The organism is Novosphingobium cyanobacteriorum (assembly GCF_029436685.1).
GTDB classification, from domain to species: Bacteria; Pseudomonadota; Alphaproteobacteria; order Sphingomonadales; family Sphingomonadaceae; genus Novosphingobium; species Novosphingobium cyanobacteriorum.
The window spans coordinates 143,949-155,963 of the sequence record NZ_JAROCY010000012.1 but is presented as its reverse complement, the minus strand read 5'-3'; the positions used below and the strand labels follow the sequence as shown (position 1 = coordinate 155,963).

At 65.7% G+C, this 12,015-nt stretch carries 11 protein-coding genes, 1 tRNA gene and 1 pseudogene; 5 read left to right on the top strand and 8 right to left on the bottom strand.

The window, feature by feature from the left end; all coding sequences use genetic code 11:
* Positions 1-134: 134 nt before the first annotated feature.
* Both traA and POM99_RS13955 read left to right on the top strand, forming a co-directional pair.
* Positions 135-2,567: pseudogene (gene traA / locus POM99_RS13960) on the top strand (Ti-type conjugative transfer relaxase TraA); the annotation flags it as partial.
* A 10-nt stretch (positions 2,568-2,577) separates the two neighbouring features.
* A complete protein-coding gene (locus POM99_RS13955; protein ID WP_277278855.1) occupies positions 2,578-3,351 on the top strand; it encodes a DUF6118 family protein in 774 nt (257 codons plus the stop codon).
* 143 nt (positions 3,352-3,494) lie between these two features.
* Here the strand turns inward: POM99_RS13955 and POM99_RS13950 are convergent.
* Positions 3,495-3,581 (bottom strand) — tRNA-Leu (locus tag POM99_RS13950).
* Between the two features lie 201 nt (positions 3,582-3,782).
* Between POM99_RS13950 and POM99_RS13945 the strand changes: the two genes are divergently transcribed.
* The gene (locus POM99_RS13945; RefSeq protein WP_277278853.1) at positions 3,783-4,748 is read left to right on the top strand and encodes a complex I NDUFA9 subunit family protein; all 966 of its coding nucleotides are present in this window, start codon (positions 3,783-3,785) and stop codon (positions 4,746-4,748) included.
* 38 nt (positions 4,749-4,786) lie between these two features.
* Here POM99_RS13945 and POM99_RS13940 read toward each other — a convergent pair whose 3' ends face one another.
* Positions 4,787-5,458, bottom strand: a complete 672-nt coding sequence (locus POM99_RS13940) for a glutathione S-transferase family protein (RefSeq protein WP_277278851.1) — start codon at positions 5,456-5,458, stop codon at positions 4,787-4,789.
* Positions 5,459-5,556: 98 nt separating this feature from the next.
* Positions 5,557-5,820: a hypothetical protein gene (locus POM99_RS13935; RefSeq protein ID WP_277278849.1), complete on the bottom strand. Its 264-nt coding sequence runs from the start codon at positions 5,818-5,820 to the stop codon at positions 5,557-5,559.
* Positions 5,821-5,981: 161 nt separating this feature from the next.
* Between POM99_RS13935 and ku the strand changes: the two genes are divergently transcribed.
* A complete protein-coding gene (gene ku / locus POM99_RS13930; protein ID WP_277278847.1) occupies positions 5,982-6,848 on the top strand; it encodes a non-homologous end joining protein Ku in 867 nt (288 codons plus the stop codon).
* 3 nt (positions 6,849-6,851) lie between these two features.
* Complete coding sequence (gene ligD / locus POM99_RS13925; protein WP_277278845.1) at positions 6,852-9,377, top strand: DNA ligase D; 2,526 nt, start codon at positions 6,852-6,854, stop codon at positions 9,375-9,377.
* Here ligD and POM99_RS13920 read toward each other — a convergent pair.
* From POM99_RS13920 to POM99_RS13900, 5 genes are all read right to left on the bottom strand, one after another.
* Positions 9,374-10,123: a ParA family protein gene (locus POM99_RS13920; RefSeq protein WP_277278844.1), complete on the bottom strand. Its 750-nt coding sequence runs from the start codon at positions 10,121-10,123 to the stop codon at positions 9,374-9,376. The two genes, ligD and POM99_RS13920, sit on opposite strands and share 4 nt — an antisense overlap.
* Before the next feature lie 174 nt (positions 10,124-10,297).
* Positions 10,298-10,555, bottom strand: coding sequence for a hypothetical protein (locus POM99_RS13915; RefSeq protein WP_277278842.1), 258 nt, complete (start codon positions 10,553-10,555; stop codon positions 10,298-10,300).
* A gap of 29 nt (positions 10,556-10,584) precedes the next feature.
* On the bottom strand, positions 10,585-11,028 hold the full coding sequence (locus POM99_RS13910; protein WP_277278840.1) for a chemotaxis protein CheW: 444 nt from the start codon (positions 11,026-11,028) through the stop codon (positions 10,585-10,587).
* A 22-nt stretch (positions 11,029-11,050) separates the two neighbouring features.
* A complete protein-coding gene (locus tag POM99_RS13905; protein WP_277278838.1) occupies positions 11,051-11,422 on the bottom strand; it encodes a response regulator in 372 nt (123 codons plus the stop codon).
* Between the two features lie 26 nt (positions 11,423-11,448).
* Positions 11,449-12,015, bottom strand: a complete 567-nt coding sequence (locus POM99_RS13900; protein ID WP_277278836.1) for a chemotaxis protein CheD — start codon at positions 12,013-12,015, stop codon at positions 11,449-11,451.

The window sequence follows — 12,015 nt, the reverse complement described above, 5'->3', positions numbered from 1 at the left end:
GTAATTGTCGCTCGACGGTTGCTCCTCGCAACAGCAAATGGTAGCCAGAATTCACCAACCGGCGCGGCCACCTATCGGCCATCAAAATTGACGCCGACCGGACACCGTAATCGTCGCGCTACAGCAAAAATGACTTCGGCCCGAAGGTGCGCGAGTGGAACAAGGCCGAACTGGTCGAGCAATGGCGCGAGCGCTGGGCCGAGCATGTCAACCAGCGCCTTGCCGAACTCGACATCGATGCACGGATCGATCACCGCAGCCTGGAGGCGCAGGGCATTGCGCTGGAGCCGCAGGACAAGATCGGCCCCGCCGCTTCGCGCATGGGCGAGCGCGGGCTGGAGGCCGAACGGATCGAGGAACACCGCGCTGTCGCGCAGCGAAATGGCGAGCGGATTATCGCCAATCCCGCTGTCGCCCTCGACGCGATTACGCACAGTCAGGCCACTTTCACGAACCGCGACCTTGCCATGTTCGTGCACCGGCACAGCGACGGCAAGGAACAGTTCGATTTGGCGATGAGCGCGGTGCGCGGTTCGTCCGATCTGATCGCGCTGGGCAAGGACGGACGCGGTGAAGAGCGGTTTACATCGCGGCAGATGATCGAAACCGAGCAGCAGTTGCAGCGCGCGTCGGTATTGCTGGCGGAACGCCAACGGCATCCGGTCCAAGGCTCAGGCCGGGAAGAAGCACTAGAGCGCGCGATCGAGCGCGGACTGGTGCTATCCGGCGAGCAGCGCGCGGCGTTCGAGCATGTGACCGATGGGCGCGGCCTCTGCGCCGTTGTCGGCTATGCCGGGACCGGCAAAAGCGCGATGCTGGGCGTTGCCCGCGAGGCTTGGGAAAGCGCGGGCTATACCGTTCGCGGTGCGGCGCTGTCCGGGATTGCCGCCGAGGGGCTGGAGCACGGTTCAGGCATTGCATCGCGCACCATCGCGAGCCTTGAACATCAGTGGGGCCAAGGCCGCGAAATGCTCACCTCGCGCGACGTGCTCGTGATCGATGAAGCGGGCATGGTCGGCACGCGCCAGATGGAGCGCGTCCTCTCCCATGCCGCCGATGCAGGCGCGAAAGTTGTCCTGGTCGGCGATCCGCAACAGCTCCAGGCCATCGAAGCCGGAGCCGCCTTCCGCGCGATCCATGAACGGCACGGCAGCGTCGAAATCAGCGAAGTGCGTCGCCAGCATGAAGGCTGGCAGCAGGACGCAACGCGGCACCTTGCCACCGGGCGCACCGGACTTGCGATTCAGGCCTATGACGAACGCGGCATGGTGCATGTTGCCGAGACGCGGGCGGCAGCGCGTGGCGAGCTGATCGAGCGCTGGGATCGCGACCGGCAGGCCAACCCTGACGATAGGCGCATCATCCTCACCCACACCAATGACGAGGTGCGGGAGCTCAATAGCGCGGCACGAGAAAAGCTGCGCACCAGTGGCGAGTTGGGCAACGACGTGACCATCCGCGCCGAACGGGGCGAGCGGCAGTTCGCCAGCGGCGACCGCATCATGTTCCTGCGCAATGAGCGGGGTCTGGGCGTCAAGAATGGCACACTCGGCACCGTCGGACAGGTGACGCCGCAACGCATGGCCGTGCGCACTGACGATGGCCGCAGTGTCGCCTTCGACACCAAGGATTATGCGAACATCGATCACGGCTACGCCGCAACGATCCACAAGGCGCAGGGCATGACCGTGGACCGCGCCGATGTGCTGGCGACGCCGGGAATGGACAGCCATGGTGCCTATGTCGCGATGTCTCGCCACCGTCACGGCCTTGCCCTGTACTATGGGCGCGACGACTTCGCCGATCAGTCCAAACTTGTCCGCACGCTCAGCCGCGAGCGCGGCAAGGACATGGCAAGCGATTACAAGCCCGAGCATCAGTTTGCCGAACGGCGCGGCATCACCTTCCGCGAACGCATTGTCGAGATTGCACGGCAGTTGCCGGAACGAGCGAAGTCGATCTTCGCTGGCTTCCGTCCGCAGGCCCAGAAGCTCGAAGCACTGCCGACCGATCAGGCTGGTCTGTCCGATCAGCGCCGGGCGGTCGAGCGCTATGCCCGTGCCGCCGCCGACATCGGGCAGATGCGCGAACAGGGATTGCCCGTCCTGCCCCACCAGCGCGACGCGCTGGAGAAGGCCAGGAGGGCGCTTGATGCCATCCGTCCCCATGCCGCCGCCGACCTCGCCAGCGCCTTGCAGCGCCAGCCTTCGCTGGCCCGCGAGGCCGCCGATGGCCGCAGCCAGGGCGCGATCCGCGCCATGCAGCTTGAAGCCGAAATCCGCGTCGATCCCGCGCAGCGCGCCGACCGCTTTGTCAGCGACTGGCAACGGCTTGGGCAGGCACGGCAAGCGATGCAGCGCGATGGCGACAGCAAGGGCGCGCAGAGGCTTACCAACCGCATGACGGACATGGCGAAGGGGCTGGAGCGCGACGCGCAGGTTGAATCCCTGCTGCGCAGCCGCACACGCGAGCTTGGCATCAAGACAGAACTCGGTCGCGATCTGGCCCGCGACCTTGCCGCTTCCATCTCGATGGAGCGGAGCCGGTCAATCGGCATGGGCCTGTAGGAGAAGCGTAATGGATACCGATACGGATGACGTGGAACTGACGCTGGACGTTGAGCCGGAACCCGACCCTGACCCGCCCACTCCGGAGGACGCAGGCGATCCCGCCGCCGAGGCTTTTACCCGCCTTGAAGGCGAGCTGGCCCTGATGCGCCGAGCGGTGCAGCATCTGGCCGCCGAGCGTGCAGACATTGTCATTCCCGACTACGGCGCGACCCTGACCGACATGGCCAAGCGGATGGGCGCGATCAGTGACAACCTGAAGACCATGGCCAGTCATCCGGCGATGCAGATGACGCCTGACAGCATCGGCAATCGGATTGCAGCCGCAGCCGAGGCAGCACGGCGCACCGACGAGGAAAGGATCAGCGAGGCCCGGAGTGACTTGCACCAAGCTACGCAGGAAATGCGCAACGTCACGGCTCAAGCGCGCACTGCCGCCGAGCAGCGGCAGCAGCTCTACCAGGTGGCAGGCGGAGCAATGCTGGCCGGTATCCTGCTATGGTCATTCCTCCCCGGCACAATTGCCCGCGCCATGCCAGAAAGCTGGCACTGGCCCGAGCGCATGGCAGCGCGGCTGGTGGGCGCATCCTCCCGGTGGGACGCAGGCGCGCGCCTGATGCAGAGCGACAGCCCAGAGGCATGGAACGCACTGGTGCAGGCCGCTGACATCCAGGGCGACAACCGCGATGCCATTGACGCTTGCCGGAAGGCCGCTGCTACATCGCAGCAGCCAGTGCGATGCAGCGTCAAGATTCGTCCTGTGTCGCAGCCAAAGAGCAGATGATGTTATCAACGAGGTCGGGTTGGCGTCCCAGACAGGGCCGACGAGGATCACCACGGCCCACGCTAAATGTGGGAATCGATGTGGGAACACTTTTTCAGGAAGTCCACTTTATCGTGTAAAAACAACACGATAAAGTGGTTGACTGGTGCCCAGAAGAGGACTCGAACCTCCACGCCGTTTCCAGCGCCGCCACCTGAAGACGGTGCGTCTACCAATTCCGCCATCTGGGCACGGAGCGGATGGGCAAAAGCGCCTGTCCGCCGGGTAGGAGCGCGCCACTAAGGCAGGCGGCGGGGCCTGTCAACAAGGGTTTGGCGAAAGAATGCAAATAGGCGCTCTTCGCCATTGAACGCGGGGGCGGGGCTGTGCCAAAGGCGCGCTGACGAAGCCAGCCAGCGGGGCCGGCGCGATTCAACACGGGTGTGCAGGCAATGGCAAAGGGCAGGGCGCGCGATCTGGAAGGCAGGCTGGTGGCGCTGGTCGGCGGCACCGGGTTCTTCGGCACGCATCTGGCGCAGGAGCTGCTGGAGCGCGGTGCGCGCCTGCGCGTGTGCAGCCGTCATCCGGAACGCTGCTTCCGCGTGAAGCCGCTGGGCGTGCTGGGGCAGGTGCAGGCCGTGGCCGTGGACGTGACCAAGCCGCACACCCTGGCCGTGGCGCTGACGGGCGTGGACGCGGTGGTCAACCTCGTCGGCGCATTCGATGGTGACCTGAACGCGGTGCAGGCCAAGGGCGCGGGCAACGTTGCCGCGGCGGCGCGTGATGCTGGTGCCACCGCGCTGGTGCATGTCTCGGCCATCGGCGCCGATGCCGAATCGCCGGTGGCCTATGCCCGCACCAAGGCCGCAGGCGAGCAGGCGGTGCTTGCGGCATTCCCCGCCGCCACGATCCTGCGCCCGTCGATCCTGTTCGGCGAGGACGACAAGTTCGTGAACATGTTTGCAGGCCTGATCGCCACGTTCCCCGTGCTGCCGGTGTTCGCGCCCGAGGCGAAGTTCCAGCCCGCTTTCGTGGACGATGCGGCCGAGGCGGTGGGCAACGTGCTTGCTTCCCCGGCGGCGTTCGCGGGCAAGACCTTCGAGGTTGCCGGGCCGGAGCAGGTTTCAATGGGCGAACTCAACCGCCGCATCGCCGCCGCCCAATGCCGCAAGCGCACGTTCCTGGAACTGCCCGATGCGGTTTCGGGCGCGATCGCCGGCCTCACCGGCTGGCTGCCGGGCGCACCGCTCAGCCGCGACCAGTGGGCGCTGCTGCAGAAGGGCAACGTGGCCAGCGGCACGCTGCCGGGCCTGGCCGAACTGGGCGTGCGCGCGCGGCCGCTTGAGCTGTTCATCGATCGCTGGATGGTGCGCTACCGCAAGTACGGCCGCTTCGGCACCAAGACCCGCGCGGCCTGATTCGCCGCCCAGCGCAGGCGGGGCGCGCAGGCAGATGCTCAGGCGTTCACGTCGGCGTAGTGCGAAGGTGGGTGGATCACGTCCATCCGTTCCGACAGCAGCGGGCGGAAGCTGGGCCGGCTCTTGAACACGGAATACCACCCGCGCGCCTGTTCGTGCTGCGCCCAGTCGATCCCGCCAAGGTAATCCGCCACGGAAATCTGCGCCGCGGCGGCAAGGTCGGCCAGGCTCATGGTCGATCCGGCCAGCCAAGGGCGGTTGTCGATCAGGTAGTCGACATAATCGAGATACTGGTTGGCGAGCTTGATCGTCTCGCGCAGCGTGCGGCTGTCGGGCGGCTGGCGCAGGAACAGGCGCTTCTTCATCTTTTCCTCGAGCAGCGGCCCGGTGACCGAGGCGAAGAAGTTTTCATCGAACATGGCGACGAGCCGGCGGATTTCCGCGCGGTTGATCGCGGTGCCGTTGATCATCGGCGCCTTGTCGACCGTTTCCTCGAAGTATTCGCAGATCGCGCGGCTGTCGGCGATGGCGATGTTGCGCTCCGGATTCACGATCACCGGCGTCTGCAACGCATGGCTCAGGTTCTGGAATTCGGGCCGCGCCTCCCACGGGTTCTCGCGGATCAGGTCATAGGCGATGCCCTTTTCGCTGAGCAGCAGGCGCACCTTGCGGCTGAACGGGCAGAGGGGGAACTGATAGAGTTGCCACATATCCGTTCTCCATGGACGAGGCGCGGCCCTCAAGTCCAGCACGGGAAGAACGCGATACGTGGATTTCTCGATCTGGGCGCATGATCTGCGCCGTGTCGTCAGATCAGGTCGCGATTGTCTTCCGCAGCCGCGCGCACTTCGTCGAGTTCCTCGCCGGAAAGATCCTCGTCGGCAAAGGGATCGATCGCGGGATCGATGCAGAGGCTTTCGAAGTCGAAGGGCTCGTCGTCCGCGTCCGGGATATCCTGCGTGGTGCGACCCGAGGGCAGGTGGCGGGCGACTTCGAGCGAGGGGCGCGAGCGTGCTGCGGCCGCCGCCAAGGGCTGGACGCTGGACAGGTCTTTGCTGAGCGGGGCGGGCATTGCAGATCCGTTGCAGATTGTGTTGACTTTCTGCCGCCCTAGGCTTGCCCACCGGCCCGCAATCGGTCCGGTGCGTTAACTCTCCGTAATGATGGACGGATCTGACGCGATGGGAACCTGCGTATGCTCCCACGACTCTATCTGCGAAAGGCAGGTGTGGCATGGCGGCAAGGGCATGGTGGCAGGGGCAGATCCGGCTGGCGCTGGTCTCGATTCCGGTTGAGGTCTATCCCGCCACGCGCAGTGGCGCGGCCATCAGCTTTCGCCAGATCCACCAACCCACCGGCAAGCCGATCCACTATGAAAAGGTGGTGCAGGGCGTTGGTCCGGTGGATCGGGACGAGATCATCAAGGGTTACGAGGTCAGCCGCGGCGAATACGTGCTGCTGGAAGATGCAGAGATCGAGGCGGTGAAGATCGAGAGTCGCAAGACGCTGGAACTGGTCCAGTTCGTCGATGCCGGCGAGATCGACGTGCTGTGGTATGAAAAGCCGTTCTATGTCGTGCCCGCAGATGATCTGGCGGAAGAAGCCTATGTCGTGCTGCGCGAGGCGCTGAAAGCCACGGGCAAGGTGGCGCTGGGGCAGATCTCGGTGCGCGGGCGCGAACAATTGGTCAGTCTGAAGCCATGCGGGCGCGGCATCATTCTGGAAGTGCTGCGCTATGCCGACGAAGTGAACAAGGCGCGGGGCTTCTTTGGCGAGATCGGCAACGAGGCGCCCGGAGAGGACCTGCTGGAACTGGCGACCACGCTGATCGAAAAGCGTGCCGGGCCGTTCAAGCCCGAGGAGTACCACGACCGCTATGTCGATGCGCTACACCGGCTGGTCGAGAAGAAGGTGAAGGCGCGCGGGAAGCGCATCCTGGAGGATGTGGAGGAGAGCGCGCCGCGCAGTGGCAATGTGATAGACCTGATGGCCGCGCTGAAGCGCTCGGTCGGTTCGGGCGATATGCCCACGGCGAAGCGCAAGGCACCTGCCAAAGCAGCCGCAAAAGCCAAGCCCACACGCTCACGCAAGCGGGCCTGAGCCATGGCGAAGCGCAAGGACCCGCTGGAAGCCTACAACGCCAGGCGCGATTTCGCCCGCACGGCCGAGCCGGAAGGCAAGGTGGCGCAGGGAAGCGGCAACCGCTTCATCGTGCAGAAGCATGACGCCACGAGGCTGCACTGGGATTTCCGGCTGGAAGTGGACGGCGTGCTGAAGTCCTGGGCGGTTACGCGCGGCCCCAGTCCGGACCCGGACGACAAGCGGCTGGCTGTGCATACCGAGGATCACCCCCTGTCCTACGCCGACTTCGAAGGGACGATCCCCGAAGGCGAGTATGGCGGCGGCACGGTGATGCTGTGGGATCGCGGCACCTGGGCGCCCGTTCCGGGCAAATCGGCCAAGGACCTTGCAAAGGGACACCTGCACTTCACGCTGGAGGGCGAGCGGATGAAAGGCGAATGGATCATCCTTCGCCTGAAGCCTCGGCCCAGGGAGAAGCGCGAGAACTGGCTGCTGCGCAAGGTGGACGATGCGTTTGCCGAAGAGGGCGACAAGCTGGTGGAACGGGGCCTGACATCGGTTTTGACTGGCCGCACGATGGCGGAGATCGCAGGGGATAAACAGGGCGCGCATTCGCTTAAAGGCAAGAAGGGAAAAGCCTTTGCCGCCGAGATGGATCAGGCAGCGAAGCGCAATGCCAAGCCTGCGCGTAAGCCCGTGCGCAAGCAGGCCAACGCGGGATTGCCCGCCTTCCGACCGCCGCAACTGGCCACGCTGGTGGATGCGGTGCCGGCGGGCAATGGCTGGATGCACGAGATCAAGTTCGACGGCTATCGCGCGCTGGTGGCGGTCAACGGTGCAGACGTCCGCGTCTATACCCGTAACGGGCTGGATTGGACCGACAAGTTCGGCCCGCTGGTGCAGGCGATTGCCGCGCTGGACCTGCCGCCTGCGCTGATCGATGGCGAGATCGTCGCCTATGACAAGGAGGGCAACCCGGACTTCAGCAGCCTGCAGAAGGTGTTGAAGCGCGGGCATGGCGCGCAGACGGACCGGACGCCGCTGGAATTCTTCGCCTTTGACCTGCTGGAGGTGGACGGCGAGGACTTGGCCGATCGCCCCAACATCGAGCGCAAGGAGCGGCTGGAAGGGCTGATGGCCGGCGTGCAGCCGCCCTTGCACGTGGCCCAACACGTGGTCGGTTCGGGGGAAAAGCTGTTCCAGGCGATGTGCGCCGCAGGGCAGGAAGGCATCATCGCCAAGCGCATCGATGCGCCCTATCGCGGCGCACGCGGGCGCAGCTGGGTGAAAGTGAAGTGCATCCTGCGCCAGGAATTCGTGATCATCGGCTGGAAGAAATCCAGCGCCAAGGGGCGGCCGTTCTCCTCGTTGCTGCTGGCGCAGAACGAAGGCGGCAGGCTGGTCTACAAGGGCAATGTCGGCACCGGTTTCGGCGGCGGCCTGCTGGAGGATCTGGCCAAGGCGATGAAGCCGCTGGCGGTGGACGAGGCGGCGGCCGAAGTGCCGCGTGAGCACGGGCGAGGCGTGACCTGGCTTGAGCCTAAGCTGGTGGCTGAAATCGCCTTTGCCGAGTTTACCGCCGAAGGATCGGTGCGCCACGCCAGCTTCGTCGGGCTGCGCAACGACAAGAAGGCGGCCGATGTGGTGCCCGAACGGGCCGAGCCAATCGCGGAGGTTGCCGCCGTGGAACAGGTGAAGATCAGCAACCGCGATCGGGTGATCTTTCCCGAAAGTGGCGAGACCAAGGGCGATCTGGCCGATTGGTACACGCAGGTCGCACCGCTGATGCTGCCCTTCGCTGCCGGCAGGCCGATCAGCCTGGTCCGCTGCCCGCAGGGTCGGGGCAAGAAGTGCTTTTTCCAAAAGCATGACAGCGGCACGTTCGGCCCTTCGGTCCACCACGTGCCCATCGCCGAAAAGGATGGAAACGCCGAGGAATACATCTTCGTCGATGACACGGCGGGTCTGCTTTCCTGCGTGCAGATGGGCACGATCGAATTCCACGGCTGGGGCTCGATGGCGGGCGACGTGGAAGCGCCCAACCGCATGGTCTTCGATCTGGATCCCGACGAGGGGCTGGGCTTTGCCGAAGTGAAGAAGGCGGCGCATTTCATCCATGACCGGCTGGCGGACATTGGCCTCGCCAGCTTTCCCATGCTCTCGGGCGGCAAGGGCGTGCACGTGGTCGTGCCGTTGACGCCGGGCCACACGTGGGAAGCGCACAAGGATTTCGCCCGCCGCTTTGCCGAGGCGCTGAGCATGGCGGAGCCTGATCGCTTCGTGGCGAACATGAGCAAGGCCAAACGCGTGGGGCGCATCTTCATCGATTACCTGCGCAACCAGCGCGGGGCCACCGCCGTGCTGCCCTATTCCGCCCGCGCCCGTGCGGCGGCTCCTGTGGCGGTGCCGATCACGTGGGGAGAGCTCGACGGGTTCGAGGACGCGCACCCCTTCTCGATCCGCGATGCCGACCAGGTCCTGCGCCGCGCCAAGGGAAAGGGGCTGGCCGGCTGGGGCTTTGCCGAACAGCGCCTGCCGGAGGTTTAAGCTGGGATCGCCTCGCGCATGCGCAGCTTCGCCTCGATCGCGTCCCACAGCTTGCCCAGCCGGTAATCCGCCTCGGTCCAGCCGGCAAAGGCGCCAATGGGCTTGCGCCGCACCGCCATCTGCTCGATCGCGCTGGCCATCGGGATCACCGGCCAGCCTGCGGCAAAGCCCGAAACCACTTCGCGGTGCAGCTTGCGCCGGGTGTCGACCATCGACAGCACCGGCAGGATCGGCGGGTGGCGGTGGTGGCTGCGCAGCATCTCCTGCCGGATCGCATCGAGCGCGCGGACCGAAAGCGGCGAGGGCGGCAGCGGCACGATCAGCACGTCGGCCGCCGCCATGATCTGGTCGCTGATCTCGTTCAGCACCGGCGGGCAATCGACGATGATTCGCGGATACTCGGCCGATAGGGCTGCGGTGAGATTGGCCAGCCGCTTGCGATGGCCGATGCGCGCCAGCGCCACCGACAGCGATCGCAGGCTTTCGTCCGATTGCAGCAGGGAAAGGCCGGGATAGGGGGAGGGCGAGATCAGGTCTCGCGGCCGGCCATCACGTTGAAAAACCGAGGCGGCCCGCTTGCCCGGCCGTTCCTCCATGCCCAGCAGAAAGGCCGCGCCGCCCTGCGGATCAAGGTCCCACAGCAGCGTGGAATGGCGCGAAAGCACGGCCGCGCGCCAGGCCATGTCCACTGCCAGCGTGGTTTTGCCCACGCCGCCTTTGACGCTGTAAACGCCGATGACCGCCATTGTCGTTGCTGACCCCGAGACCCTGCGCAATCCTGCGGCAGGGAATGGTAAATGGCAATCGTTGGCTGCAGCCTTGTTGCAGGCTGCGCAGTACCGGAAAGGGACAATGCGAAATGGGTACGCGCGGGTCGGCGCGCACGCCCCGATTGCGCGCGCCGCCCCGCGCCTGGCGCGTCAGTGCCGCAAGAGCCGCATCCTGTCGCGCAAGGTGTCTATGGCGATCTGCTCGACGCTCTTTTCCGGGCAGTCGGATTCGAGCAGCGTCGCCAGCGAGCGCTGCTTCTGTGCTATGAGGTCGATCGCCTGGAGCGTGTCCATGTGCTTCACGGCCACGTCCATGTCGAGGCACAGGGCCGAGCCGAGCGCCTCGACTTCCTGCGAAAGTTCCTCGAGCACCACCGCGATCTGGCGATGGGTGGCCTGGTTGGCCATGGGCGGTATCTCCATTGGACGCGCGCTCGTCAGGCGGCTTCTTCCATCTTGGCGCTGTCAGCCAGCGCGGCGAGATTGAGCACCATCACCATGCGGTCCTCGATGGCGGCAAGGCCTTCAAGGAACGGCACGACGGTGTCGTTGCCGGCGCTGGGTGGCGGCGGCTGCAGTGCGTCGTCGGGCACGGTGACGATATCGCTCACCGAATCGACGATCCAGCCGCTCACCTGGGCGCCGATCTGGGTCACGATGATGGCGTGGCGCGGCGTTGCCTCGGTGGCGCGCCAGCCCAGGCGGGCGGCCAGGTCGATCACCGGCAGCACGGTGCCGCGCAGGTTGACCACGCCGGCCACGTAATGCGGCACGCGCGGCAGTCGCGTGGTGGGCGACCAGGCGCGGATTTCGCGGATCGACATGATGTCGAGCCCGAAGACCTGCCCTTCCACTTCGAAGGTGATGAGTTCGCGGATCATGGCTTTAACCCTCCCTTGCGGATCAGTGGGCGACGCGGCGGACCGCGGCGACAAGCTTCTGCGGATCGAACGGCTTGACGATCCAGCCCGTGGCCCCGGCTTCGCGGGCGCGGGCCTTCTTTTCCTCGCTGCTTTCCGTGGTCAGCACCAGGATCGGGCGGTCGCGATGGCGGCTGCCTTCGCGCAGGCGTTCGATCAGGCCAAAACCGTCAAGGCGCGGCATGTTGATGTCGGTGATCACCACGTCGACCTCGTTCAGCGCCAGCCAGTCGAGCGCGGCGATGCCGTCCTCGGCCTGGGAGACGTCGAAGCCTTGCGACGTGAGGGCGTGGTTCAACAGGGCCCGCATGGACGGGCTGTCGTCTACGGTAAGGATCCTGGTGTTGTTGCTCATGCTCGGGGCTCGCTTCTTTCGGAAAGTCAGAACAGCTCGACATCGCCGGTCGACATGGCCGGGCGCGCGATGGGTTGGACAGGCGGTGCGAGGCGATCCTCGACCGTACGGCAACGCACCTGGCCAGAGGCCGGGCGGAAATCGACGCGGCGGGCAGCCGTCCCGCCGAGATCGGAGCGGACGAGATCGATGCCTTCGCGCTGCAGGAAGCCGCGCGCGAACTCCGCGTTGGCGGTGCCGATCTTCATCATGTTGCGGTTCACGTTGGCCCCGCCGTAAAGATGCGCCTTCAGCCGCATCTTGCGTGCGCCCTTGCCCAGCATCTGGTTGACCAGAAGCTCCATCAGGTAGGTGCCATAGTGTTCGTCCACCGCGCTGGTCGGCATGCCTGCCGGCGGCTCGGCCAGCAGGAAGTGGTTCATGCCACCGACCCGCGCATCGGGATCGAACAGGCACAGCGCCACGCAGCTGCCCAGCACGGTCGTGAGCTCCACCTGCGGCTCGGCGCTCACCAGCGCCTGCCCCTGCATCACGGTGATGCGTTCGGGCGCGCGGGCAACGTCTGCTGCAGGAAAGATGCGGCTTTCAAACAT